The sequence below is a fragment of the Aliiglaciecola sp. LCG003 genome (assembly GCF_030316135.1).
Taxonomy (GTDB): domain Bacteria; phylum Pseudomonadota; class Gammaproteobacteria; order Enterobacterales; family Alteromonadaceae; genus Aliiglaciecola.
The window spans coordinates 1,081,542-1,106,429 of record NZ_CP128185.1; the positions used below are offsets into that span (position 1 = coordinate 1,081,542).

The window sequence follows — 24,888 nt, forward strand, 5'->3', positions numbered from 1 at the left end:
GTTTTGTTCGAAACTTGCATTTTAGCCAAGCTGCCTTAAGGTATCTATTTGAGCTGGAAAGAGGAATCAAAATGGAATTTTCCGGAACAACCTTATTAGTCAGTGATCAGCAGCAGGCTTTGCGCTTTTTTACCGAAATTTTGGGCTTTAAGGTTAGAGCCGATGTGACTTTTGAAAATAATTTTCGATGGTTAACTGTGTCGCCGGGACCAGAGGCACAAACCGCGCTCATCCTAAGTCAAGCTAGTGAAGAGGATAAACATTTAATTGGCAATCAAGTCGGTACGGGTGTCTTAATGGTTTTGCTAACTCAAGACTTTGATAGTAAATATGCAGACATGCGCGGCAAGGGCGTTATCTTTGACGAACCGCCACGTTCCGAAGTCTATGGGAAAGTAGTTATTTTCAGAGATTTATGTGGAAATCGTTGGGATTTGCTGCAGCCTGCATGAGGGTCTTCTGTGTTGAGCAGGGTTATCTTGTAATGGCTTTTCATGGCGTAATAAAAAGCTGATGGAGCAGATGTGTCAATCAGCTTGTTAGTCAGCACTTGCTATGGTTGATAGGCTTTAGTCCCCCAGAGCGGCACTGTGGAGAGACTATGTTTGTAACTACCAGAGGTTTCTTTGGTAGAGTAAGATAAGTACATCAGCGTCTGTGATTTGGCATCATAAATGCGCCTGACTTTCATATTTTTGAAAAAGATACTTTTGGATTTTTTGAACACCACTTCACCGGAATCTGACATATCGATTTGAGCAATCATTGCTAAGGTAATCTCGCCAGTCTGCCTGCAAGCAATTGAACTGTCGGAAGGATCGGATAAGTCCAAATTGGCTTCTATACTAGATATATGACAAGTCACCCCAGTTATTATGGGGTCTTGCAGGGCATCCAACTTAATATCTTTGGTAGTAAATACGCCTAAAGATACATCACCCACTTCGTTGTCACTGCAACCATTAAGCAGCGTCATTGTGGTGACTAAGGTTAGGATTTTACAGATAGTTTTCATGGTGTTTTCCATTATAAAAAAGTACAAATTTGCTCAAGAGGCTTCTTCACTTGAGCATGTTTTGGGACAGTGGCATCTTCTGCTGGGTAGCCTGCGATAAGCAACATGAAAGGCCGCTCGTCTTCAGGACGTTGGCATATTTTGGATAGAAATGACATAGGTTTTGGGGTGTGAGTTAAGGTCACCAAGCCCGCATTATGTAGTGCATTGATTAAAAAACCGGTCGCTATGCCCACCGATTCATGGACATAATAATTGGTCTGTTTTTTACCGTTAGTTTCACTTTTCTTTTGACTGAAAATGGCAATAAGCCAAGGTGCGTGCTCCAAGTAGGGCTTTTGTGCATCTGTTCCCAGAGGTTTTAACGCATCTAGCCATTCCTCTGACGCTCGACCGGCATAAAAACCTTGTTCGTGCATTTCAGCCTGCTGGCGAACTTGTTTTTTCACTTCAGCTTGATGAATAGCGACAAAATGCCAAGGTTGATGGTTAGCTCCACTGGGCGCGGTTCCCGCCGCTTTAATGCAATTTTCGATAATTTGCTTAGGGACGTCGCGGTCACTGAACTGACGAATGCTGTGACGGCGTTTGATATCCAAATAAAACGACTCGGAGCGTGCGAGCATTTCATCCTCGGGATACTCAATGTAATCAGTTAGTGGCAATGCATCGTGCTGCTTCACTCAAGTTCCTGTTCATTTGCCCATTGTGACCTTAAGTATAACTGCAAGCGCTGAAAAGAAACATACCCGCCGAAGCGGGCGGGGTGACTGATAGGAATAAAATTTAGAGCTACAGTCTGGCTATTTCTTGGTCAATCAAATGTCCAACTAACGGGCTATTTTGTGCATCTTCAAAGGCTTTATCTAGCGCTGCTGCTCGTCCTTTAACTGCTGGTCGATAGTTGGGATGAGTGAATATATAGTGTTGGCCAGATTCCAAAGCTTCTAACACTCGGTTGGCAAGTAGTTCGGTGCTAATCCCGGATTCGACCAGAGCCGCGGCTTTATTCAGACCTAGGTTGAGTTTTTTTGAATCCATAGTGCCTTGTTCGGGTTTGTATTTATCTTGTAGGTTACGCATCGACTCATGAATACGGGTTTTGACAAACGCAGGACATAATACTGATACATGAATGTTATGGGGAGCCAGTTCCGCCATCCAAGATTCAGACATAGATACCACGGCTGCTTTAGTGGCAGCATAAGCACTGGAATAAGGCACACCCATCATCCCAGCCATGGAGGCGACATTGACTATCCAACCGCCTTCGCCCGTTTGCTTTAGCGCTGGAGTGGCTGCTTGGGTACCATACAAGACTCCCATCAAGTTCACATCCACTACCCAACGCCATGTATCGTGGTTAGTGTCTTCAATAGTGCCGGAAACGCCACCCACGCCGGCATTGTTGATCAGCATGTGCAACCCACCAAATTCATTGACTGCGGCTTCCACAGCGGCTTGCCATTGGGTGTATTCGGTGACATCCAATTGACTGGCGAAACAGCGAATACCTTGTTGACGCAACGTTTCTACTGCTCGGTCAAGTTGGATGGTATCAATATCGGCTAAAACAATATTCATCCCCTTTTGGCCTAAAGCTTGCGCCAGTGCTAATCCGATACCGCCTGCAGCGCCGGAAATGAGTGCTGTTTTACCTTTAAAGTTAATAGCCATCTTGCCACCTTTTTTAATCAATCCCCGAAGATACTATAACTATATAGCGAGCAGTGAAGCCCAGACACTTTATTTGTATGATTGCGAACTGTAAACATGGTGAATGGCGGACCGGTTCCAATAGATTTTTCGTCCAATTGCTTATTCGATGATACTCATTTATGTTTACATGACTTTCTTTCCAACAGGATAACCTTCATGTCACTCTGTGCATCAAAAATTGTTAAGCCGGTGGTCAATCAATATCTAGACTCGCTGCTTCATCTGCTCGATAAAGCTCAAGCTTTTAGTGCCAAAAAAGGATTGAGTGAACAAGTATTATTGCAATCTCGATTGGCGCCAGACATGCACCCGCTTATTTGGCAGGTGCAAATGATCAGTGAGTTCTCGATTCGTTGTGTGTCCCGTTTAGCGGATATTGAGGTGCCGAACTATCCATACCATGAAAAGACTTTCTCAGAGCTCAAAGACAGAATTGAAATGATTAAGCAGGATCTCAATAAAGTTGATGATGCCAAAATTGACAGTGGGCTTGCTCGCTCCCAAAGTGTACCTATTGGAGAAGAACGACAGCTAGAATTTCGTGGTCCTATTTATCTAAATCATTTTTTTCTACCTAATTTCTTTTTCCATATCACTACGGTTTACAATATCTTACGCCACAATGGGGTCGACATAGGCAAGCTAGACTTCGTTGGCAAAATGCCCGAATAAAGCTACAACTACCGGCTGTCACTGCTGGATTCGTGCTAGATATCTAGGTTTAACCATCTGTAGATTGTCAGCATATAAAGGTGTGAAATTTTTTCACACCTTTAGCAATATCTTCTATGTGGTGTATACCCATAGGTGCTGCGAGATAAACATAACTCTATGTTTTAACAACTTAAACCAACTTGGCTGAGAAATTGCGTGCTAGTACCTAATGCAACCCTATTGGAGAGGTATAACATGAGCAATGTCATTCGTGGGTTATTTGCTACCCCGCAACAAGCTAGTCTAGCGATCCATCAACTTGCTGAAAAAGGATTTGCCGAGCAACAAATTAGTTTGGTCAGCAATGAGACGTACGATAAAGATTCTTTTTCCATCAGCGAAAATACTAAGTTTCCGGAGGGGGTGGCGATTGGTGCTGCTTCTGGTGGGGTCTTGGCGTCTATCGGTGCTGGATTGGCGATGGTCGGTTCAGTCGCTACGGGTGGATTGGGAATACTAGCCGCAGGTCCTATTGCAACCGCGTTTTTCGCCGGAGCTGGCGGAGGAGGCATACTTGGCGGGGTATTTGGCAGCATATTCCCGGATGAAGAGAATCAATACTTTGAGGACGAAATTGTCAAGGGCAGTGTAATGGTTTCGGTTGAGTGTGATCCGGCAGAATTTCCCAAGGTGGAGCAAGTATTTTCAAGTTGTCAGGCTAAACGTTTGAATAAAAGCAGCTAACGATTTAGCTTATTCGAGTAATCCTTTATTTAAAATTAATCTGAACTGGAGCGGTCAACCCACCTGACCGTTCTGTTTTCTTTTATTACACTCCAGTTCATCATAATGTATCGGGCTTACCCCTGCTGTGTTGCACACGATGTTGCAGCTTCAAGTAGGGTATTCTCTAGGTCAAAAAGCTGAGCGTTAATCCATCAAACCCTTATCCAAAAATTATTCAAGCAAAGCTTTTTTTACAGCGTTTTCACTATTGTCTGGTACTCATCAGTTGATCTGGAGGCAATGATGTTCTAACTTCAAGCACAAATTTAACAATGTATTGACGAAATGTTCCCAATCTCAGGGTGCAATTTAGTAGCAATAGGTCAATCTACAATTTATCGGGGAATATAGATGAGCAATGAGTCAGTTGTTTTAGTGGCGGCAAAACGCACAGCAATGGGTGGATTCATGGGCGGGCTGTCCACAGTTTCGTGCACTGAACTAGGGGCAACGGCCATCAAAGCAGTGCTAGGAGAGGTAGATGGGGCGTTAGTTGATGAAGTGATCATGGGCTGTGTCTTACCTGCGGGTTTGGGGCAAGCGCCAGCTAGGCAGGCCACTCTCAAGGCCGGCTTACCGCTGAGCGCTGGTGCAACCACAATTAACAAAGTTTGCGGCTCTGGTATGAAAGCTGTGATGATGGCTCATGACATTATTAAAGCAGGTACCTCCAATGTCGTCATCGCGGGTGGTATGGAGAGCATGAGCAATGCGCCTTATCTATTACCCAAAGCACGTGGTGGTCATCGTATGGGCCATGGTCAGGTTATCGATCATATGATGATGGATGGTTTAGAAAATGCTTATGATGGTAAGGCGATGGGATGCTTCGCACAAGACACCGCCGACGCTGAAGGCATAACCCGTGAGCAAATGGACCAATTTGCCCTTAACTCGTTAACCAAAGCGAAACATGCAATCGAGTCTGGCGCCTTTAAAAATGAAATTGCCACCCAGACTATTGCCACCCGCAAAGGTGACATCATTGTTGAGATTGACGAGGGACCAGGCAATGCGATGCCTGAAAAAATTCCAAACCTGCGCCCTGCGTTTAAAAAAGACGGCACCGTAACCGCTGCCAACTCAAGCTCAATCTCAGATGGAGCGGCAGCTTTATTGGTTATGAGTGAAAGCAAAGCCAAAGAACTAGGCTTGCAACCATTGGCGCGCATTGTCGGCCATGCAACCCATTCTGTTAAACCTGAAGATTTTACTGTGGCACCAGTAGGGGCGATGGAAAAGCTGTTCAGTAAAACCGGCTGGGATAGCGCCGATGTAGATTTATTTGAAATCAACGAAGCCTTCGCTATGGTTACCATGTTGGCAATTAACAAGTTGGGATTAGCCGAAGAGAAAGTCAATATAAATGGCGGCGCTTGCGCATTGGGCCATCCTATTGGTGCTTCTGGCGCCCGAGTACTCGTGACCTTGCTACATGCTTTACAGCAAAAAGGTCTGAAAAAAGGGGTTGCCTCCTTATGTATTGGTGGCGGAGAAGCCACAGCGATTGCGGTTGAGATGCTATAACTTAGCAGCCTTGCATTTAACTCAACTTATTTTAAAGAGTAGACCATGGATTGCCGTTGCAACTGGTGACGGCAATCAAATCAGGGCAACCAGCATGCTTTCAATCTTCAATCGAGCGCAAGGATCCAATCAACGGCATGCCTTAGGTTACCTCGCTGGGCGGATGTTATTTTTTGCCTTATTCATGGTATTCAATGTGCAGTCAGCTTCATTAAAACCTAAAGTTACTGTCATGCAGGGTCAGATCTCTGGCATACATCAAGGCGGATTATCAGTATTCAAAGGTATTCCCTATGCCGCTGCGCCCATAGGAGAGCTTCGTTGGCAGCCTCCGCAACCGCCGAGCCATTGGCAGGGAGTCCTTGATGCCAGCCAGTTCAATAACCAGTGTATGCAAACCTATATCTACGATGATATGAAATTTCGCTCCAAAGGAGTCAGTGAAGACTGCCTGTATTTAAATATCTGGACTGCATCGATCGACCCTTCGAAAAAAATGCCCGTTTTAGTCTATTTGTACGGAGGTGGATTTATTGCCGGAGACGGCTCTGAGCGGCGTTATGATGGTGCGGCAATGGCTCAGCAAGACATAGTAGTGGTGACGGTCAATTACCGTCTAGGGTTATTTGGATTGTTGGCCCATCCTGATTTGTCAGAGCAATCAAGTTATAAGGGCTCAGGCAACTACAGCTTTCTAGATCAGCAGGCTGCGTTGCAGTGGGTGGTGGACAACATCGGCCATTTTGGCGGAGATCCCAAACGGATCACCCTTGCTGGTGAGTCAGCAGGCTCCATGTCAGTGAGTGCCCATCTGGTGTCTGCGCGTTCAAAAGATTTAATCGCAGCAGCCATTGGCCAAAGTGGCTCAATGTTACTTTCACCTTTTCCCGCTGTGACCTTGCAACAGGCCCATAAACAAGGTGCTGACGCGGTGGTCAAGCTTGCTAAAGCGCTAAAACTAGCCAGTAGCAAAAATGTGCTACAGCAACTTCGAAGTCAACCCGCTGAAACCTTACTCAATACTGCATATGAATTACACCTCGAGCGCTTTAGTGCCACAGTAGACGGCAACTTTTTGACTGATATGCCAGAGCAACTGTACGCCAAAGGAGAGTTTTCTAAGGTGCCATTGTTGACCGGAGTGAATTCTCAGGAAGGTGCCTACCAATGGGTCCTGGGTGAAGCTGACGTGAACTTGGAGAATTATCAACAGGCAATTAAAAGGCTCTATCCCGCAGATTACCAGCAGGTATTAGCACTGTATCCCGCTGATACGAATGAGCAAATAATGGCTGCATTGCAAGATTTAGCTAGCGATAGATTTATCAGTTTTGGTAACTGGTATTGGGCACAGCAAATGGCGAAAAAGAGCCCGAAACCGGTTTATTACTACCTTTATGATCATGTTCGGCCAGCACGAAAAGCCACAGAAGGGGGCACGGGTGAACATCAGGATCGCGGCGCGGTTCACTCCGCTGAAATAGAGTATGCATTGGGTAATTTAGATGTCAATCCACTATATGATTGGCAAAAAGAAGACTATGCCGTATCCAAGATCATGCAGCAGTATTTCCTGCGGTTTATCAACACAGGTAATCCCAATTCAATTGAGCTGACCCCTTGGCCACAGTTTGACAGCGGTCAGTTATTACGTATCAAAGCTAATCCAGCTAGCGAATCCTATAATCTCTATGAGAAGCGCTATCAGTTTCATCTAGATCAAACAAAATAAGCAAGGCTACTAATTAGTTGTGACAATTGATCGACGAACTGGCAGCAATGTTCAACTAAAAACGCCCTAAATAATGATACAAACCTGTGTCAGGTGAGTACACTAACCACAGGTTTAATTAATTTAAGTTGTCATGTCTGCAAAAAGCGTTAGTACTCGCACATTAATGGGCTGGATCTTCAGTCAGCTCAAGCCTTATAAACAACGGGTTATCGTTGCCATCTTAGCCTTAATCGTCGGCGCACTCGCTTGGTTATTATTGGGCCAAGGTGTCAAAGTGGTGGTTGATGAAGGGTTTGTCGCCAGTAATGCCGACAAACTCAATCAAATGGTGCTGGTGGTATTGGCGATTGCGCTGGTTGGCAGCGCTGCGGCCTTTGTCCGATTCTATCTAATGATCTGGTTAGGTGAGCGGGTCAGTGCAGATATTCGCAAACAGGTATACTCGCATCTCTTATCCTTATCACCGGGCTTTTTTGAATCGACCCGAACCGGCGAAGTGATTTCGCGTTTTACCGCCGATACCACAGTGTTACAAACTGTGGTTGGCATGGGCCTGTCGATGGCTTTAAGAGCATCAATCACCTTTATTGGCGCATTGTTACTCATGTTGATCACCAGTCCCATGCTGACCCTGTATGTGTTGGTGGCCGTTCCTATCGTGCTATTGCCGATAAAATTCCTTGGCGCCAGAGTGCGCACCTACGCTCGTGACAGTCAAGATAGGGTGGCGGATGTGGGTGCTTACGTGGATGAGAGTCTGCATGAGATCCAAACTGTACAAGCCTACACCCACGAAGAACATGATCGCCGTTTATTCGCTGACCGCATCGAAGCGGTAATGTTGGCCGCAGCCTCAAGAATACGATTTCGCGCCCTATTGATTGCTTTGATCATGGGGATCAGTATCAGTGCCATTACCATTGTGGCATGGTTGGGGGCTAAAGAAGTGCTTAGTGCCGGTATCAGCGCGGGCGAATTAACAGCGTTTATGTTCTATGCAGTTATGGCTGGTGGTAGTGTTGCCACTATCAGTGAAGTCATTGGTGAGATCCAAAAAGCCGCCGGTGCCAGTGAACGTCTATTAGAACTGCTTAATACCAAGCCGCTAATTGAATCCCCTCCACAAGCACTTGTTTTGCCCGTAAAATTACAAGGGGAGATTAGCATAGAGCATTTGCAGTTTGCCTATCCTAGTGCGCCAAACATTCAGGTACTCAAAGACATCAACCTGCATATTGCCAGCGGTGAGCGCATTGCACTGGTGGGCCCAAGCGGAGCGGGTAAATCAAGTTTGTTCCAACTGTTATTGCGATTTCATGATGCATCGGGTGGACAGATTAGGCTGGATGGATTTGACACGAAAGCCTTAGCGCCGCAGTCACTGCGCCAACAATTCGCCATGGTTTCGCAAGAATCAGTGATCTTTGCCAGCAGCGCCAAGGAGAATATTCGTTATGGCCGTCCTGATGCGACACTCGATGAAGTAAAAGCTGCAGCGAAAGCGGCTCAAGCCGACGAGTTTATCAATCAATTAGTTGACGGCTATGATACCGATCTTGGCGAGCGTGGCGTGCGCCTCTCCGGCGGGCAAAAGCAACGTATTGCCATCGCCCGAGCGATCTTGGCAGACCGCCCCGTGCTGCTACTCGATGAAGCCACCAGTGCACTGGACGCCGCGAATGAAAAATTAGTGAAACAAGCGTTGGATAGCTTAATGGAAGGGAAAACCACCTTAATCATTGCTCACCGCTTGTCCACAGTGGTGAATGCAGACCGAATCATCGTCATGGATCAAGGTCAGATAGTGGCAATGGGTAATCATCAACAACTGATGCAGGATAACGGCTTGTATCGACAGTTTGCCGAATTACAACTTGTTAGTTAAGTTTTGGCGATTGTTAGAGTTACATTTTACTAGGACTTATTTATGTCTAATCAACCGAAACATATGCGGGTGCTCGTTGGCTCGCAAAACCCCGTTAAGATTAATGCCTTCAAATTAACCTTAGAAAGGCTATTCAAGCAGAGCATTATTGACTGTGTCGGCGTTCAGGCGCCATCATTGGTGGCGGATCAGCCTATGAGTGAAAGTCAAACTCTATTAGGTGCCATTAATCGAGTCACCTATTGTCAGGCCCATCATCAAGCTGATTTTTATGCTGCGATGGAAGGCGGAGTGGATAACTTTGAATACGGCCCCGCCACATTTGCCTATGTCGTTATTGCCGATCATCAGCAGCAGCAGGTGGGCCGCAGCGCCAACCTGCCCATCCCCAAAAGTGTGCATCAAGCTTTGCTCGAAGGTGAAGAGCTGGGGCCCTTGATGGACAAGTTATTTGGTACTGCTAATGTTAAACAAAAAGGTGGGGCAATAGGGTTGCTCACCAACGACGTCGAATCCAGAACCAGCGTTTATATCCAGGCTCTGACTTTGGCGATGGCGCCGTTTCTGCACCCACAGCGCTTTAACTAACTGAATCTGGACCCGATTGCTAGACCCGTCCCTTAACCTAACCCTACCTAACTAAGGCGCGCCTCATTAGCGGGATTTGCGCCGTCGTAGCCTGACAGTTTGAAACAGTAATAGGATGCCAGTCAGCGTGAACACCAGCGCTGCCCCAGAAAAACTGATTAGCAGAGGATTGTTGAAATTTTCTCTGTCATCATAATCCATAATATGTAACATCCAAAAGAAATCAAATATCCGCCAAATATCACTTCGTATGGTGAGCAATTGGCCAGTAAAAGGCGAAATGTACAAGGTGGTGTCCCACAGATCATCGAAGCGTACCTTCCAAACTTGGCCTTTACTGCGGGCAGCTTCACGAGGCGCTTTGGCTAACAGCTCGGTGGATAACACGATGCCTTGACCTAAATAGTGTAGCTTAGCAATATGCGCCGCGTGTTGGTTAGATAGAAACGGTAGTGGCTTACCGGTTTGACCGTCAAAAGCCATTGTCTGGCTATCCGTGTACACCAAATAATAGGGTTGAGATAGCACCTGAGCATATTCAATCTTACTAATGTTTGGCTTTACGTGAGCCACAATAGAATCCAAAGGATAAGAGTAATCATTGAGCTGCAGGGTACTGGGTAAAACTCGCTGAGCTAGATGTTTGCCATGCACTTTTTCCAGCGGGATGGCGCTCATTACGAGCCCTCCCGAAATCCAAAACAGAATTTGAATGGCTAATATCCAACCAGCCCACTTATGTATTTTACGGGCATATTTAAACAGCGACTTTTTCATATCCGACTATTCATTCCATCTGATGATAAGGTTAAAAGGCAATCCATTTTCAGGCATTTAGCCCCTTAAGCAGTCACTCATTGCTCGCCTATGTATATCAGCATTACAAAAAGACTGCACTTTCTTACAACTTTGCCGAGCAAGTTCGGTTACGCTTAACTCACAATATGGAACTTCTACTTTTTTGGTAACCGCTATTAATGGAGCTATTACTTTGAAATATATAATATTTTTTATTCTACCGCTGATATTCGTTAGTGTAAATGCGTGGTCTGATACCCTTGAACAGGCTGTGACCTTATATAAACAAGGTGACAAAGAGCAAGCGAAACAACTATTTTTATCTTTACCTCAACAAGCTGTTGCCCTGACTTACTTGGCCCGGATGGCCAGTGATAATGATTTAGATGAAGCTGAATCACTTATTGAAAAAGCCACAAAACTAGCCCCTAAGAACCCAGAAACGGCCTACACCAAGGGAGTTATCATGGGGATGCAAGCTTCTACATCTATATTCAGTGCATTAGGCTATGCAAAAAAATCCCTTGCTGCATTTGAATTAGCAGTAACGATAGCGCCGGATAATGTTAATTACCGTCAGGGCCTTATGAAGTTTTACTTAGCCGCACCTGGCATAGCGGGGGGCGATGAAGCAAAAGCTTATCAACAAGTCCAAGCCATACAGCAGTTATCTGAATACCAAGGGCTGCATGCAGAATTGGAATATTATCAGGCTACTGAAAACGAAAAAGCCGTGACTGAAACTGCCAACAAAGCGATTAAGGCCTATCCAAATATTGCTGATTTTTATGCTCGCCATGGCATGTTTTTGCAGCAAAATGAACAGTTTGATCAAGCCATCGCATTGTTTTTGACTGCTTTTCAGAAAACCGAGCAGATGGATGAAAGTGAATTTTATCGGTATTTGTCGTTGTACCAAATCGGCCGTACAGCAGTACTAGGCGAAAACTGGTTTGAGCAGGGGCAGCAAGCCTTGGTGGATTATGTAAAAAGTGCACCAATTTTAGAGCAACTGCCGGATAAAGATTGGGCAAGTTTTCGTCTTGCACAAATTTTGCTTTTTCAGCATAAATCCAGTGAAGCTAAGGCCTTACTTAATAGCTTGGTCAAATCAAATGATGACAAGCTTAAAAAGCAGTCTAAAAAACTATTACGTCAAATTTCTTAAAATGGATTTGAAGCAAAACATTGCTTAGTGAGGGTTGTGCTTACTAAGCGCATTATGAGCGTAACAGTGTCCAAGGGGGGTAATGTTAACTATATGGATTATCACGGGAGAATGCCATAGACAACACCCTCCTCGATATTTGCTGTTGTTCAGTTTAAGCTTAAAAAACCACTGTGATGGCAGTATCCATCTCGAACTAACACACTAATTAAGCTCAGCTAGTTCTTGTTCTAATTGTTTGGCTTCATCGGCTCTGGGCTTGCTGAACCTTGCGAATGCGAAATAAAGTACTGGGGTTAAATAAAGTGTAAATACCACAGCAATACCAAGCCCACCAAATACGACCCATCCAATGGCATTGCGGGCTTCGGCGCCAGCACCACTAGATAGAATAAGGGGCAGCCCACCGAGCACGGTTGATACCAGCGTCATCATTATAGGCCGCAATCTAACTTCTCCAGCTTCAATAATTGCTTGCTTAACGGAGTGCCCTCGGTCTCTAAGTTGATCGGCAAATTCTACCAACAAAATACTGTTTTTGGCCAATAAGCCTATTAGCATAACCAAGCCTATCTGAGAGTATATATTAATCGATGTACCTGTAAGATAAAGGGCGAAAATTGCCGCTGCAATTCCGAAGGGAACCGTTAACATAACAACTAGTGCGCTGACGACGCTCTCAAATTGAGCCGCGAGGACCAGAAGAACAATCACAAAAGCAAGTACGTAGGTTAAGGTAACCTGATTAGAAGTTTCTTGAAACGTCTTTGCCTCACCCAAAAAAACTAACCCAATACCCTTGGGTAAAACGTCTTGAGAAATAGTGCGAAGATTATCTACCGCATCTTGCAACGATGCGCCTTCCTCTAGCTCTATATCAAGCTCAATTGCTCGTCTTTGCGCATGCCGTTCCAACTCTGCAGCCACACCTTCTTCGGTAATATAGGCCAGACTTGAAAGGGGAACTAACCCCCCAGTATTGGATGAAACGTACAAATTAGTTAAGTCTGATGGATTACTCAAGTTGGCACTAGAAGCTTGTAAAATAATCGGAATAGACTGATCGCCGACATTAAGATCTGCAATATCATCGCCATTAATGGCGGCTCTTAGGGTGCTGGATATATCAGCAAAATTCACCCCCAATTCTTCTGCTCTGCGCCGGTCAATATTTACCCTCAACTGAGGTTGGGTAGGTTGATAAGAAATTCTGATATCGCCAAAATTAGGCAATTTCTGCTCTATGGCTCCTTTGAATGCAATGGCTGCTTGAAAAATATCTTTGTAGTTTTCTCCCGTCAAGGCTAATTCAAGTCCACCACCTTGGCCTCGCAAATTGAGGCTATTAGAGCCAAAAGCCCGACCAGGGGCGCCAGGGATTGAACTGATTTCCGGGCGTAATTTATCTATAATATCTTGTTGAGAGTGATCACGATTTTCCCAAGGCTCCAAAGGCACTTGGATAAAAACAATGTTCGGGTCCCATTGTCCAACCACAGTATAAATTGATTTGATCTCACCAGTTGACACGAAAGGCAGTAACGCATCTTCTATTTGGTATGCTTGACGGTCCATGAAATTGATTCCAACTCCATCTGGGCCGCGAGCGAAAATCCGAATTGCCCCTCTATCTTCACTGGGTAAGAGTTCGTTATCAAGGTGCTGATATACAAGGCTAGCGCCGCCTGCGCTGAGCAGGCTTAGCAGCACAATTAACCAGCCAAATTTCAAACTCCATCGCAAAGTCTTGGTATAAAATGATAAACAGCCATGACCGAAACCTGCAAAGAAATGCTTTGAGTTTTTTTTCAATGGCAATCTTGCCGTCAATGCAGGCACTAGGGATAGCGCTACAAAAGATGAAATGATTACAGCACTTGCCAATACGCCACCAAACTCTCTAAATAGCCGACCCGCGGTAGAAGGGAGAAACGCGATTGGGATGAACACTGCGGCTAACACTGCTGTTGTAGCTACGACAGCAAAAAACACTTCTCTACTGCCAATAACAGCAGCAGCTCTAGCGCCCAAGCCCATTCCCCGTCGGCGTTGAATGTTTTCCGAAACGACTATGGCGTCATCAACAATCAGTCCAGTCGCTAAAACAAGCGCCAGCAAAGTTAAAATATTAATTGAAAAGCCCAGCATCCAAATAGTGGCTAGTGCACCTACAAGTGATACGGGAATGGCAAGGGCAGGCACAATAGTGGCGCGGCCTGAGCCGATAAAAACCCATAATGTGGCTATTACAAGGGCGATAGTGAAGGCCAACGAGGTAATCACTTCTTCGACAGAGCCGCGAATGAACTCGGCGTCATCTGATGTGACAGTAATTTTCAGTTCAGGAAAGCGCTGCCGCAAATCGTTTACCATGGCTAAAACCTCGTCAGAGATTTCAATAGTGTTTGAACTGGCTTGTCGCAAAATACCTAGACCGATGACAGGCGTGCCATCTAGGCGCACCAGACTTTGGGCATCCGCTGGCCCGAAAAAGACGTTCGCTACGTCACCAATTCGGGTATTGCCGCGGATAATAATATTCTCTACATCTAATGCGGTTACCGATGTAGCGTCTGCACGAACTATCAAGGTTTGATCGGTGGAGCGCAGGCTACCTGCTGGGACATCAAAAGGCGCTAAGCGCAATGCATCAGCAACATCGGTAACTGAAAGGCCGAAGCTGGTAAGTCGTAAAGGATCAAGGGTGACTCTTAAAACTCGTTCACGATCGCCGTTCAGCCGAACGTCCGCCACCCCAGGTATACTTAAGAACATAGGAGCAAGGTCTGTCTCTACTACATCGGTCATCGCTTCCATATTTAGGGAGCTACTTGACACCGCTAGACTGACAACAGCTTGAGCATCGTTGTCTGCTTTAATTATCGATAGTCGTTCTATATCATCTGGCAAGTCCCGTTGCACACGACTTATGGCTTCTCGTGTCTCATTGGCAGCATCCTCAAGATCAATGCCTGGACGAAATTCAACCACAGTACGAGAGAAGCCTTCCTCGCTTTGTGCGCGAATAGAGGTTACACCACTGACACGCGCTATGGCACCTTCCAATCGACTGGTCACCTCGGTGTCTACCGTTTCTGGTGAACCGCCGGGAAAGCTTGCAGTAACCGTTAGTCTAGGCCGATCAACATCAGGTAACTCTCTTACCTCCAAGCCATTGAGTGCAGCTAAGCCTGCGATCATGATCAATAAGTTAATTACCACTATCAATACCGGACGCCGTACTGAGAGAGAGGGGAGATCGTCAGTTGGATGGGTTTGCGTTGATGACGTGGCAGACGAAGTTTGCAGGCTCATTATTAGTCACTCTTATTCGGTTGTGCTTGAATTTCTTGGCCGGGTCGTAAGCGCTGGATACCTTCAACAATAATGGTATCGGCGGGAAGTAAGTCACCCTCTACTAACACTCTTCCGCGCAATCGTTGTTTAATATTGACCGGGACTTTGGTGGCTTTATTGCCAATAACTTTCCACACATAGGCACCTGATGGACCCCATGAAAGCCCAGACTCAGGGATGGCTGCGTATTCCTGCCCCTGCATAATTAAATTTACTCGAAAACTCATACCTGGGCGAAACACATCTTGTTTGTTATCTAACTCTGCCCGCACTCGAATTGTGCGATTTTCGATATCGAGTCTAGAGTCTACTTGGCTAACTTTAGCATCGAGCTTGATGTTTCTATCTGACCAAGGTTGAAGTACAACACGACTATTCGTTGTCACTGCTGCCAACGAAGATTCAGGTGCACTGAAGTTGACGAACAAGCGACTTCTATCATCCAACGTGGTGACCATAGTTTGAGTGGTGATCCTGTCACCAACCTCTATATCTGAAAGCCCCACATAGCCGCTAAAAGGCGCGATCAAAACTCGGTCTTCTAAATCGGTTTGCGCATCGATAACCGATACTTCTGCAAGTTCCTGAGATATTTTAGCTGCGTCTAAAGCGCTTTGTGCAACTGCACCACCATCGCTGCTTTGCTGCAAGCGCAACAAATTCCGTTTTGCGTCCTTAAGCATAATCTGACTACGCTTAAGCGCAGCCGTTTGACGGCGTGAATCGAGCTTGAGCAGCACTTGGCCTTTTTCGACCCAGTGGCCTGGTGTAAAGTTAGTTTCAATCACTTTGTCAGCAGTTGCAGGGTAAACATTTACAGATTTCAATGCTTCTGCCGTACCCACTGCTTCAACCGTGGTTTCCAGGGATTCAAATTTGAGTGGCTCTGTAATGACTTTTGTCGGTCCAGAATCAGGACGGGACTGAGCATAACTTTTTGAATTTAATGTTAAACCCATCAAGGCCACTAACATGATGTAAGTAGGATTTAGAATTTTCATTTGTTTTCAACTAATTAAGATATGAAATTATTACTTGGGAAACGGCATTTTCGATCAATCCGACTACAATAGAAACATGTAAAATGTAAAGATAGTGCAAAGCTGTTTAATCTAGACCCGATTTCAATAATTATCGGACCGGCAGACTTTATAATGATGAAGTTAGAAAAAGATACACGGTTTTATCACTTGGTCTATTAAACTATTTTTGCCTTCCTATTTAGCTGAAGTCTCAAACTTTAAAGCAATTAACTGTTGCGCTGGTAGTGATCCTTATTCACCTTTAAGATAGTAATAATTTCCTTTTGTTATCATGACTTACTATGCTCAACCTATACCATTTTCTAGCCTCAATATTTTTTGTTGTTAGCGCAGGTCTATGCGCTCAGCCGAGCAAACTACCCCTGACCAATGTGAGTTATAAATCAATTCTCGAATTGCCCTATGAGGATGCCGATTTGACCTTGGCATATGGTAACGATAAATATCAATACGGCAAGTTGTGGAGACCCCTTAACACAAGTGACAATGAAGCCTCGCCACTGGTCATCTTTGTCCACGGGGGGTGTTGGCTCAACGCGTACGGTATTGATCACAGTTTTGCACTTACCAGCGCACTTGCCAAACAAGGTTATCTTGTGTGGAGCCTAGAGTATCGTCGCGCAGGCGATGAAGGAGGCAACTGGCCAGGGGCGTTTTTAGATGTGCAAGCTGGAATCGATTTTATATTAAATCAGACTCAAGAGCCCTTTGATCCACAGCAAGTATTTGTGGTCGGCCATTCCGCTGGCGGGCATTTGGCCACGTTAGCAGCCGATAAGCGAAACGGCAGTATTCACGCTATAGGTTTGGCCGCAATAACGGATGTGGCCAAGTACGGCGCTGGCGAAAATAGTTGCCAACAAGCCGTGCCTAAATTCATGGGGGGCAGCTTTGCACAAATGCCTGCTGCTTATGATCTGGCAACCGCAAAGTCTTTCACTCACAGCGTGCTGTTACATGGTTCGGCTGATAGCATAGTGCCTCTCAGTCAAAGTATCCAGCCAACGGGGCGGTCGGTGATCATTCCCGATGCGGGCCATTTCGACTTTTTACATCCACAAAGCACAGCTTTTGACACCTTAGTTACAACCCTAAATGCTCAATCAAGCCAGTTAGAGACTCAAAAATATGACCGTTGAAAATAGCGATATGCAGTTGCAGGCTAACCAACTAGATGCTGCTGACCCGCTGCGCATGATAAAAGATGATTTTGATCTTCCTGAGGATACCATTTACCTAGATGGCAACTCGTTGGGTGCACTACCCAAGATTGCTCGTCAAAGAGCGCGAGAAGTTGTAGAGCAACAGTGGGGAAGGGATTTGATCACCAGTTGGAATAAGCATCAGTGGATAGACTTGCCCCGCAAAGTGGGTGAATCTATCGGTGGTCTAATTGGCGCTGAACCGGGTCAAACTATTTGTTGTGATTCGATCTCAGTCAATTTATTTAAGCTGTTAAGTGGAGCATTAATGATGCAACGAGGTCGCCACAAGGTGGTTTCACAAGCGGATAACTTTCCCACTGATCTGTATATGGTGCAAGGTTTGCAAGGGCTATTAGGAGCAGCTAAATGCCAACTGGAGCTGGTGGAGGAAAATGCAATCGAGGCGTCATTATCTGAAAATGTGGCCGTGCTATTACTCACCCACGTTAATTTTAGAAGTGGTGTGATCCATGATATGCAAAGACTCACCAAACTAGCCCACGACAAAGGCATTTTGGTTATTTGGGATTTAGCCCACAGTGCTGGGGTGCTGGATCTTCATCTTGATGATTGTGAAGCTGATTTTGCCCTAGGCTGTGGTTACAAATACCTCAATGGTGGACCTGGCGCACCAGCATTTATCTATATTGCGCAGCGCCATCAAGACGCTTTCCAGCAACCACTGACAGGGTGGATGGGTCACAAGACACCCTTTTCTTTTTCAGCGGATTATCATGCCGCTGAGGGAATGAATCAATGTTTAAGTGGTACACCGGCGATCCTGTCTATGAGCGTCTTGGATGCTGCATTGAGTATTTTTACCAAAACCAGCATGTCCGCCATTCGTGAAAAGTCAGTACAGCTTGGCGATTTCTTTGTCCAGTGTTTGCATCACTACAACTTGTTTGACTTATTTACAGCGGCATCACCAATGAATGCACAAGAGCGAGGAAGTCAATTTGCACTGGCTCACCCAGACGCCTACGCTATCTGCCAAGCCTTAATTGGCCATGGGGTGATTGGTGATTTCCGTTCGCCAGATATACTTAGACTTGGCTTTGCACCTTTATATGTGAGCTTCTGTGACGTGCACAATGCCACCCTGATACTGGCTGATATTATGCAGCAGAAAATCTATACCCAGGCACGTTTCCAAGCTCGTCTAAGTGTGACATAACCACAATTGGATTTACTCTCCCAGCGAACCTCATATAAGCAAGACTGAATTGAGTAACGGGCCAAAGGCTTAACTTTCAATTTTACTGTTTAGTTAGACGAGAGTATTTTAAGTACTTGTTTTTCTGCGGCACTGTGTCCAGTCTCCGCTTTATCGAAGCTGACATCACATACTGTACTGGGATCAATTCGTTGTTCATCGATACTGAGAAGCACCTTGGGATGAATGTAGTACTGTTTACAAATTGCAGGTGTGTTACCCAGAGATTTTGCCACCATTTTGATTACCTTGGTGGTAGTGTTTCTGTGTAATTGGTTTTTCTTTAGCTTTTTCTTTTTTGGGTTATGAACAGCCTGCTGAATTAATTCACAGTAATACTCAACTGCCAAACATGTGCCTGTCCATGTTCGAAAGTCTTTACAACTGAATTCCTCGCCCATTTCGGCCTTTATAAAAGCATTCACTTCATCACAACTGACATCGGACCATTGATTAGCGATATTTTTATATCTGAATATCTGATAACCGGGCTGTTGGCTGGCTAAATCAATCAAATTTGCTAGGTGTTCATCATCAATTTTAACGCTACGATCTTTGCCACTTTTGCCAACAAACTGAAACTCCAACCCTTGTTGGTTGTCGACAATATGCTTGCGACGAAGAGTGGATAGCCCATAGGTGTTATTGTGTTGTGAATAGCGTTTGTTACCAATGCGAATGCCAGTGTGATCGAGAATTAGGATCATCAGAGCTATAACATTACTTGGCGACCATTGTTTATTTGATAATAGGTCTGTGCAGGTTTTCCGAAGCTTGGGCAAGGCTTGTGCGAAACTAACTAGACGTTCAAATTTGATCCCTTGTTGTGCTAGTTGCCATTGTTCACTATAAATATATTGTTTCCGACCCTTGTCATCTCGTCCCGTTGCCTGCACTTTCGCTTGTGTATCGGTAGCGATCAGTACATCTTCCCACATTGGCGGAATGGTGAGCGATCGAATACGATTTAAACGCTGACGGTTAGTAACCTTGCGGTTGTTGGTATCAAAATATTGAAAACCCTTGCCCCAACGTTTTCGAAATATAAAGCCAGTGCTTGGTTGATTGCTATCCATTATTACCTACTCGGAAATGGCTGGAAAAGATACCTTGATCTACGCGCGTTTAATGAGTTTGGATGTTTAGCCAGACTGTTCAGTTGCGGGAAAAGGGGCCAAACCCAATACTAATTGTATACTTAACCTAATGCTAGCCATGCCCCCACACAGATCAATAAACCCCCCGCTATTCGATTTAGCCAGCGCAGGTTATCACCGCGGTTTAAAAAGTGCCTAAGCCACTTGCCGCCAGTGGCATAGGCCAGCATGCAAATAAATTCACTGCACATGATGATACCCACCAATACAGCCAGTTGGGGGGCCATAGGTTTAGATAAAGTTAAAAATGGCGGTAATAGTGAAATCATAAATGCCCAGCCTTTGGGATTGGCGATGGCAGTGACAAACCCCTGTGATATCAAATTCAAATTGTTTGGTGGGGTCACCAGGCGTGCGACTTCAAGGTGCTGGCTTTTAGCCCGCCACATTTTGATGCCTATATAGGCTAAGTAGGCACCGCCGACCCATTTAAGGACATTAAATATCTGCGGGAAATTTAACATCAAGGATGCCACCCCGACTACAGCAGCTATCGCGACTAACGCCACACCTATGACCTCACCTAACATCATCCATAGGGTCCGGCGCAGGCCCACACTCATGCCCAGAGTCAAGGCCAAGGTCATACACAATCCTGGAGTGATGGATACGAAGAAAAAGGTAGGGATAAATACGGCGAGGATCGACCAATCAGGCATGTTGCTATGTCAGAGTGAGAAAATAGCGGCCTAGTTTACTTAATTTTTTCTCAAAAGCTAAATACTTCAGTTTGCTAAAGTTACGGTTGCCAATTTTTATCTAAAATCTGCTAGACCTGATAGCGATGTATCAATGCTTACGCGACCTAAAACAAATTTCAACTTTATGTCGGTTCAACCTCAAATAATGTCAGTTCAGCAATAAGCAACCGACAAGCTTGTTTTATGCCTCTAAATTAGTCACATCTAAAACCAAGGCGCCACCAGGTAAGGTCATCTAGTCAAGCGACCTTAACGTTATAAATCTAAGCAAGGAACCCAAGATGATCAAAGCAATAGCGAAAACAGCCAGTGTAACCCTATTCGTCCAATCGGTTTTAACCTATGTATTGGGCATAAATTTGCTGCCCACAAGCCAGCCTTATACCAATATGTTAATTTTGAATGTTGTTTTATTCGGGCTTTTTGTTTTGTTTAATCGAGCGGACAGCGAACAGGAGAGCAAATAATGAATAAATTATCATTAGGAATTGCGAGCTTAGTAAGTGTTTTTAGCTGTTTTAATGCGCAAGCTATTGATTTGCGTGTCGACAACATACGTCTATACCAATCACAGAGCCAAAGCTTTAGCCAACCCAGTACTTTGTACATCGACGATGGTAAAATAACCGAAATTGCGAGCAGCAGCGCCAAATCAAAAAATGCTGACGCTATTGTTGATGCAAATAATAATTACGCGATACCTGGCTTGATTGATCTTCATGTTCATCTTGGTGCATCTGGCAGTAATTATGGAAAAGCGTTTCAATACTTACCAGTGACATCTCACTTTAACTCAAACTTATATTTGGGTGTAACCAACATTGTTGACTTATTTTCGGTTGATCAAACCCTCAATGAAGCAAAGCAATTAGCACAAAGTACGCTCTCACCTAATTTTTTTTACGCTGGGGCATTATTTACTAATCCCGGCGGACACGGAACACAATTCGGTGGCTCGGCATTAGAAGTAACCGATGATGCCGCAATAGAACGTCTGTGGCAGCAGCATATGGCCCGCAACCCGCATGTTACCAAAGCGGTTATCGAGACTTTTGGCGGCCATGGTGCATCGTTAACTGACAACCAACTTAGCGAGTTAGGGAAACGCTCCAAAGCCGCTGGACTGCCTTACTTTATACATGTATCCACCCTGGCGGATGGCAAAAGGGCAATAAGAGCTGGGGCAACCGCATTAGCTCATGGAATTAATATTGAATTAATTGACGATGAATTTATTGAATTGATGGTGAAACACAAAGTTGCCTATATTCCAACCCTTGCTGTGTACCATAACCATAGTGCTGAAAAAGCTAGTCAAGCTGTAAGCAGCGATAGTGCCTTACTTGAAGCCGTGCCGCAAAAACTCAAAGGCTGTTTGTTCGATGAGGTACCACCGCCACCTAAATGGAAAGACATTGCTTGGCAAAACCGTCAATTAGCTTATCAGAATATTAGGTTGCTATCCCAAGCAGGTATCGTAATTGGGGCGGGCTCAGATGCGGGTAACCCTTATACTTTGCACGGCACGGCACTTCACAATGAAATACAAGCGCTGCATGAATCCGGATTAACCCCAGCTCAGGTCATTAACGCAGCTACTGTTGATGCCGCAAAAATAATCCAACAATCTGATATTGGTCAATTGAAAAAAGGTTTTGAGGCAAGTTTTATTCTGCTCGAACGTGACCCCATTAAGGATCTATCGCAACTAAAAAATATTCATGGGGTGTATAAATCGGGAAAATTGGTTAACAGAGAGCGTTTAGTTGAGCAAAACAAAGCAGTTACTCCCTATGGTGAAGCCTGTAATGCTGAGGAAGTTGTTGGATTGAAATCAGCCAAAGTGATAGATGATTTTGCCGACGAAATTCAGTGGCAAGAAATTAGCGACTCCATGATGGGAGGACAGTCTAAAGCCAGTATATCGAAACAAGATAAAGTCTTAACCATAACCACTCATTTAGGCAAGCCAGGTGGTTTTGGCGCATGGGCAGGCGGGCAGCTTTTGTTTGACAATCCAGTAGATGCCTCTCGATTTAAAGGCGTTAAGATAACCTATCGGGGCTCTAAAATTCCTTTCGGTATTTCGGTTTATCATAGTGACGTAGTCGACTGGGATCACTTTTCAAGCACACTTGCACCAAGCCAAGAGTGGCGTACCCTTGAAGTGCACTTCGATCAATTAAAGCAGTTTGGCTTTGGCAGCCCCATACAATGGTCGGCCAACAAGTTGACTGGAATAAGTTTTGTTTGGCGCACCATGTCAGGTCAGGAAATTGCTAGCAATGCCAACAGCCTTGAAATAAGTGAAATAAGTTATTTCTAATTTGATAACCTAATAAGATAATTTATGCTGAAAGTAAAAGTATCCAACTAGCTGATTTTGATGCTTTTATGTTTACTTCCCAACGTATTACATTTGAGATGAGCATGTTAAGTCACCCATTCTATAAATACAGTTTTTTTACCTTGCTTATTGTTGACCTCATATTTACCGCTGGGTTGGTTTTATCTGGCGTGTCGTCTATTTCATTGGATACACTATTGGCAACCAGTATTTGGTTTGTCTGCTTTTACTGGCTACCTGTTTGGCTGGCTGCGTATGTAATTTTCGCGTTACGAATTAAGGGGGTGACAAATACCCTTATCGAGTGGTTCATTGCCGTGGGGTGCTTAAGCCTTGGTTTGTTGATTACCGATTATTTACTTCAGCTAGCCTTTGGTGCATCGTCGATGGGCGCTTTTATATTCTTTGGTGGGCTTTCATGGGCAACCCCCATTTATTTTATTTCTCGTTATTTTGAAAGTAGAGCAAAGATATCTCAAGAAAAACAGGCTAGAAAGCAAGCGCAGTTACAAACTTTAAGATATCAATTAAATCCGCACTTTATGTTCAATAGTTTAAATACTATATCGGCATATATTCACAGCAACCCGGACTTAGCCGATGAAGTGCTGCATGAATTGGCCGATATATTGCGTTATTCATTAGAAACGGGGGAGGCTAAAAGTGTCTCGTTGCAACAAGAAATAGATATTATTCATAAATACCTCAATATCGAAAAAGCGCGATTTGGTGATAGGCTTGTAGTGGTGTTTGATATTCCTAAAGCTCTATTAAACACCCAAGTTCCACCGCTTATTCTGCAACCCATTGTTGAAAATGCGATTAAGCACAATGCTGATCAAACCCACTTGTCTATCACTGTTAAGGTCGAAACAAGCTCATTAAATGGAGGTCAACTGTTAACTATTTCGGTCAGTGATAATGGTTGCGGTTTTACCGATGAAGTATTAACAAAAGGTCACGGCAAGGGAGTGGGGATGAGAAACTTGCAACAACGAGTGCAGCAACTACCCAGTGGGAAAGTCAGCTTGTTTAATAATGCCAACGAAAGTCTTTGTGGCGCTACAGTTAAGGTCGAGATGGCATTATGAGTCATTCAATTTCAGACAAACCTGGAGCAAGCCATGCATCGACAAAAATACGGGTAATTTTTGCTGATGATGAAAAACCAGCTAGAGTTAAACTTGCTCATCAACTGAGCCTGATAAATGATGTAGAGGTGGTAGGGTTTGCCACGACGGGGAAAGAAGCTGTGGTGCTGATAAATGAACAAGAGCCTGATTTGGTTTTGCTTGATATTCAGATGCCCGAAATTAGCGGTATGGATCTGTTAAGTTTGCTCGACTACAAGCCGCTTATTATCTTTACAACCGCTTATGACCAATACGCGATACAAGCCTTTGAGAAATCTTCCACTGACTACCTACTGAAACCCTTTCCGCTAGCCCGTTTAAAAGATGCAATAGATAAAGCCAAGCAACAGCTTTTTTCTGCAATTCAAGTCGAGCAAAGCCGAGAATTTTCTGCCAGTGCCCCAAGTAATGCTAGTATACCGCTCAGACGTTTGGTCAGTAAAAATGGTGAACGTATGACTATACTGTCGCCAAAAGACTTGGTTTTATAAAGTCTGCTCAAGGTAATTGTTTAGCATGGGATGGAATAGCTGAGCACTATATTTCTGAGAAGCTGGATTTTCTTGAGCAATCATTAGAGCCTTCGCAATTTATTCGTATCCACCGTAGCTATTTGATTAATGTCGATAAAATAAAGGAAATTCAGCGCTGGTTTAATGGGAAATTAATGATTATTATGAATGACAAAGACAAAACAGAACTCAGTACCAGTAGAGCGGGTGCGGACAAATTAAAACAATTATTAAACCTATAATTTAACTAAAACCCAAGCACTATTAGATCACCGGTTCATCACTTTTTAATATTCTACAGGACAGCGTTGCCGGAGCGAATATTGTCCCAAGTCTCAATTT

General features: G+C 44.6%; 23 protein-coding genes. 15 read left to right on the forward strand and 8 right to left on the reverse strand.

Annotated elements, in window-relative coordinates; translation table 11 throughout:
• The first annotated feature begins 71 nt into the window (after positions 1 to 71).
• Positions 72 to 452: a VOC family protein gene (locus QR722_RS04510; protein ID WP_286285654.1), complete on the forward strand. Its 381-nt coding sequence runs from the start codon at positions 72 to 74 to the stop codon at positions 450 to 452.
• A 101-nt stretch (positions 453 to 553) separates the two neighbouring features.
• On the opposite strand, the gene QR722_RS04515 is transcribed toward QR722_RS04510, so the two are convergent.
• The 3 genes from QR722_RS04515 to QR722_RS04525 all read right to left on the reverse strand — a co-directional run bounded on the left by QR722_RS04515 (position 554) and on the right by QR722_RS04525 (position 2,692).
• Entirely contained in the window at positions 554 to 1,015 is a 462-nt protein-coding gene (locus tag QR722_RS04515; RefSeq protein WP_286285656.1) for a CreA family protein, read from the reverse strand.
• Positions 1,016 to 1,026: 11 nt separating this feature from the next.
• Positions 1,027 to 1,698: a nitroreductase family protein gene (locus QR722_RS04520; protein ID WP_286285658.1), complete on the reverse strand. Its 672-nt coding sequence runs from the start codon at positions 1,696 to 1,698 to the stop codon at positions 1,027 to 1,029.
• A 109-nt stretch (positions 1,699 to 1,807) separates the two neighbouring features.
• Positions 1,808 to 2,692, reverse strand: coding sequence for an SDR family NAD(P)-dependent oxidoreductase (locus QR722_RS04525; protein WP_286285660.1), 885 nt, complete (start codon positions 2,690 to 2,692; stop codon positions 1,808 to 1,810).
• Positions 2,693 to 2,890: 198 nt separating this feature from the next.
• Here QR722_RS04525 and QR722_RS04530 point away from each other — a divergent pair, with 198 nt between their 5' ends.
• From QR722_RS04530 to yjjX, 6 genes are all read left to right on the forward strand, one after another.
• Positions 2,891 to 3,406, forward strand: a complete 516-nt coding sequence (locus QR722_RS04530; protein WP_286285661.1) for a DUF1993 domain-containing protein — start codon at positions 2,891 to 2,893, stop codon at positions 3,404 to 3,406.
• 237 nt (positions 3,407 to 3,643) lie between these two features.
• Positions 3,644 to 4,132 carry a hypothetical protein gene (locus tag QR722_RS04535; protein ID WP_286285663.1) on the forward strand — a complete coding sequence of 163 codons (489 nt, stop codon included), beginning with the start codon at positions 3,644 to 3,646 and terminating at the stop codon, positions 4,130 to 4,132.
• A 393-nt stretch (positions 4,133 to 4,525) separates the two neighbouring features.
• Positions 4,526 to 5,701 carry a thiolase family protein gene (locus tag QR722_RS04540; RefSeq protein WP_286285665.1) on the forward strand — a complete coding sequence of 392 codons (1,176 nt, stop codon included), beginning with the start codon at positions 4,526 to 4,528 and terminating at the stop codon, positions 5,699 to 5,701.
• A 94-nt stretch (positions 5,702 to 5,795) separates the two neighbouring features.
• Positions 5,796 to 7,433: a carboxylesterase/lipase family protein gene (locus QR722_RS04545; RefSeq protein WP_286285668.1), complete on the forward strand. Its 1,638-nt coding sequence runs from the start codon at positions 5,796 to 5,798 to the stop codon at positions 7,431 to 7,433.
• Between the two features lie 133 nt (positions 7,434 to 7,566).
• On the forward strand, positions 7,567 to 9,321 hold the full coding sequence (locus QR722_RS04550; RefSeq protein ID WP_286285670.1) for an ABC transporter transmembrane domain-containing protein: 1,755 nt from the start codon (positions 7,567 to 7,569) through the stop codon (positions 9,319 to 9,321).
• A gap of 42 nt (positions 9,322 to 9,363) precedes the next feature.
• Positions 9,364 to 9,909 carry an inosine/xanthosine triphosphatase gene (gene yjjX, locus QR722_RS04555; RefSeq protein ID WP_286285672.1) on the forward strand — a complete coding sequence of 182 codons (546 nt, stop codon included), beginning with the start codon at positions 9,364 to 9,366 and terminating at the stop codon, positions 9,907 to 9,909.
• A gap of 66 nt (positions 9,910 to 9,975) precedes the next feature.
• Here the strand turns inward: yjjX and QR722_RS04560 are convergent, their stop codons facing one another.
• Positions 9,976 to 10,686 carry a hypothetical protein gene (locus tag QR722_RS04560; RefSeq protein WP_286285673.1) on the reverse strand — a complete coding sequence of 237 codons (711 nt, stop codon included), beginning with the start codon at positions 10,684 to 10,686 and terminating at the stop codon, positions 9,976 to 9,978.
• A gap of 214 nt (positions 10,687 to 10,900) precedes the next feature.
• Here QR722_RS04560 and QR722_RS04565 point away from each other — a divergent pair, with 214 nt between their 5' ends.
• Positions 10,901 to 11,875, forward strand: a complete 975-nt coding sequence (locus QR722_RS04565; protein ID WP_286285675.1) for a tetratricopeptide repeat protein — start codon at positions 10,901 to 10,903, stop codon at positions 11,873 to 11,875.
• Between the two features lie 204 nt (positions 11,876 to 12,079).
• On the opposite strand, the gene QR722_RS04570 is transcribed toward QR722_RS04565, so the two are convergent.
• Both QR722_RS04570 and QR722_RS04575 read right to left on the reverse strand, forming a co-directional pair.
• Positions 12,080 to 15,190, reverse strand: a complete 3,111-nt coding sequence (locus QR722_RS04570; protein ID WP_286285677.1) for an efflux RND transporter permease subunit — start codon at positions 15,188 to 15,190, stop codon at positions 12,080 to 12,082.
• A gap of 2 nt (positions 15,191 to 15,192) precedes the next feature.
• Entirely contained in the window at positions 15,193 to 16,233 is a 1,041-nt protein-coding gene (locus QR722_RS04575) for an efflux RND transporter periplasmic adaptor subunit (RefSeq protein WP_286285679.1), read from the reverse strand.
• A 323-nt stretch (positions 16,234 to 16,556) separates the two neighbouring features.
• Here QR722_RS04575 and QR722_RS04580 point away from each other — a divergent pair, with 323 nt between their 5' ends.
• Together QR722_RS04580 and kynU are read left to right on the forward strand one after the other, a co-directional pair.
• Positions 16,557 to 17,414, forward strand: coding sequence for an alpha/beta hydrolase family protein (locus QR722_RS04580; protein ID WP_286285681.1), 858 nt, complete (start codon positions 16,557 to 16,559; stop codon positions 17,412 to 17,414).
• Complete coding sequence (kynU, locus tag QR722_RS04585; RefSeq protein ID WP_286285683.1) at positions 17,404 to 18,657, forward strand: kynureninase; 1,254 nt, start codon at positions 17,404 to 17,406, stop codon at positions 18,655 to 18,657. Before QR722_RS04580 ends, kynU begins: the two co-directional genes overlap by 11 nt.
• A gap of 89 nt (positions 18,658 to 18,746) precedes the next feature.
• Here the strand turns inward: kynU and QR722_RS04590 are convergent, their stop codons facing one another.
• Both QR722_RS04590 and QR722_RS04595 read right to left on the reverse strand, forming a co-directional pair.
• Positions 18,747 to 19,772 (reverse strand): DNA topoisomerase IB, encoded by a 1,026-nt coding sequence (locus tag QR722_RS04590; protein WP_286285686.1) that lies wholly within the window; start codon positions 19,770 to 19,772, stop codon positions 18,747 to 18,749.
• Between the two features lie 122 nt (positions 19,773 to 19,894).
• The gene (locus QR722_RS04595; protein ID WP_286285687.1) at positions 19,895 to 20,512 is read right to left on the reverse strand and encodes a LysE family translocator; all 618 of its coding nucleotides are present in this window, start codon (positions 20,510 to 20,512) and stop codon (positions 19,895 to 19,897) included.
• A 323-nt stretch (positions 20,513 to 20,835) separates the two neighbouring features.
• Here QR722_RS04595 and QR722_RS04600 point away from each other — a divergent pair, with 323 nt between their 5' ends.
• The 5 genes from QR722_RS04600 (at position 20,836) to QR722_RS04620 (ending at position 24,788) form a co-directional block, all read left to right on the forward strand.
• Entirely contained in the window at positions 20,836 to 21,021 is a 186-nt protein-coding gene (locus tag QR722_RS04600) for a hypothetical protein (protein ID WP_286285688.1), read from the forward strand.
• On the forward strand, positions 21,021 to 22,880 hold the full coding sequence (locus tag QR722_RS04605) for a CIA30 family protein (protein ID WP_286285690.1): 1,860 nt from the start codon (positions 21,021 to 21,023) through the stop codon (positions 22,878 to 22,880). Before QR722_RS04600 ends, QR722_RS04605 begins: the two co-directional genes overlap by 1 nt.
• Positions 22,881 to 22,948: 68 nt before the next feature.
• The gene (locus QR722_RS04610) at positions 22,949 to 23,992 is read left to right on the forward strand and encodes a sensor histidine kinase (RefSeq protein WP_286285692.1); all 1,044 of its coding nucleotides are present in this window, start codon (positions 22,949 to 22,951) and stop codon (positions 23,990 to 23,992) included.
• Entirely contained in the window at positions 23,989 to 24,525 is a 537-nt protein-coding gene (locus QR722_RS04615) for a LytR/AlgR family response regulator transcription factor (RefSeq protein WP_286285694.1), read from the forward strand. The genes QR722_RS04610 and QR722_RS04615 overlap by 4 nt, the downstream gene beginning before the upstream one ends.
• 101 nt (positions 24,526 to 24,626) lie before the next feature.
• Positions 24,627 to 24,788, forward strand: a complete 162-nt coding sequence (locus QR722_RS04620) for a LytTR family DNA-binding domain-containing protein (RefSeq protein ID WP_286287561.1) — start codon at positions 24,627 to 24,629, stop codon at positions 24,786 to 24,788.
• Positions 24,789 to 24,888 lie beyond the last annotated feature (100 nt).

What these genes read in the sequence shown, in the direction of transcription:
- QR722_RS04510 (WP_286285654.1), top strand. Translation starts at nt 72, where the DNA reads ATGGAATTTTCCGGAACAACCTTATTAGTCAGTGATCAGCAGCAGGCT.
- QR722_RS04515 (WP_286285656.1), bottom strand. Translation starts at nt 1,015, where the DNA reads ATGAAAACTATCTGTAAAATCCTAACCTTAGTCACCACAATGACGCTG.
- QR722_RS04525 (WP_286285660.1), bottom strand. Translation starts at nt 2,692, where the DNA reads ATGGCTATTAACTTTAAAGGTAAAACAGCACTCATTTCCGGCGCTGCA.
- QR722_RS04530 (WP_286285661.1), top strand. Translation starts at nt 2,891, where the DNA reads ATGTCACTCTGTGCATCAAAAATTGTTAAGCCGGTGGTCAATCAATAT.
- QR722_RS04535 (WP_286285663.1), top strand. Translation starts at nt 3,644, where the DNA reads ATGAGCAATGTCATTCGTGGGTTATTTGCTACCCCGCAACAAGCTAGT.
- QR722_RS04540 (WP_286285665.1), top strand. Translation starts at nt 4,526, where the DNA reads ATGAGCAATGAGTCAGTTGTTTTAGTGGCGGCAAAACGCACAGCAATG.
- QR722_RS04545 (WP_286285668.1), top strand. Translation starts at nt 5,796, where the DNA reads ATGCTTTCAATCTTCAATCGAGCGCAAGGATCCAATCAACGGCATGCC.
- QR722_RS04550 (WP_286285670.1), top strand. Translation starts at nt 7,567, where the DNA reads ATGTCTGCAAAAAGCGTTAGTACTCGCACATTAATGGGCTGGATCTTC.
- yjjX (WP_286285672.1), top strand. Translation starts at nt 9,364, where the DNA reads ATGTCTAATCAACCGAAACATATGCGGGTGCTCGTTGGCTCGCAAAAC.
- QR722_RS04560 (WP_286285673.1), bottom strand. Translation starts at nt 10,686, where the DNA reads ATGAAAAAGTCGCTGTTTAAATATGCCCGTAAAATACATAAGTGGGCT.
- QR722_RS04570 (WP_286285677.1), bottom strand. Translation starts at nt 15,190, where the DNA reads ATGAGCCTGCAAACTTCGTCTGCCACGTCATCAACGCAAACCCATCCA.
- QR722_RS04575 (WP_286285679.1), bottom strand. Translation starts at nt 16,233, where the DNA reads ATGAAAATTCTAAATCCTACTTACATCATGTTAGTGGCCTTGATGGGT.
- QR722_RS04580 (WP_286285681.1), top strand. Translation starts at nt 16,557, where the DNA reads ATGCTCAACCTATACCATTTTCTAGCCTCAATATTTTTTGTTGTTAGC.
- kynU (WP_286285683.1), top strand. Translation starts at nt 17,404, where the DNA reads ATGACCGTTGAAAATAGCGATATGCAGTTGCAGGCTAACCAACTAGAT.
- QR722_RS04590 (WP_286285686.1), bottom strand. Translation starts at nt 19,772, where the DNA reads ATGGATAGCAATCAACCAAGCACTGGCTTTATATTTCGAAAACGTTGG.
- QR722_RS04595 (WP_286285687.1), bottom strand. Translation starts at nt 20,512, where the DNA reads ATGCCTGATTGGTCGATCCTCGCCGTATTTATCCCTACCTTTTTCTTC.
- QR722_RS04600 (WP_286285688.1), top strand. Translation starts at nt 20,836, where the DNA reads ATGATCAAAGCAATAGCGAAAACAGCCAGTGTAACCCTATTCGTCCAA.
- QR722_RS04605 (WP_286285690.1), top strand. Translation starts at nt 21,021, where the DNA reads ATGAATAAATTATCATTAGGAATTGCGAGCTTAGTAAGTGTTTTTAGC.
- QR722_RS04610 (WP_286285692.1), top strand. Translation starts at nt 22,949, where the DNA reads ATGTTTACTTCCCAACGTATTACATTTGAGATGAGCATGTTAAGTCAC.
- QR722_RS04615 (WP_286285694.1), top strand. Translation starts at nt 23,989, where the DNA reads ATGAGTCATTCAATTTCAGACAAACCTGGAGCAAGCCATGCATCGACA.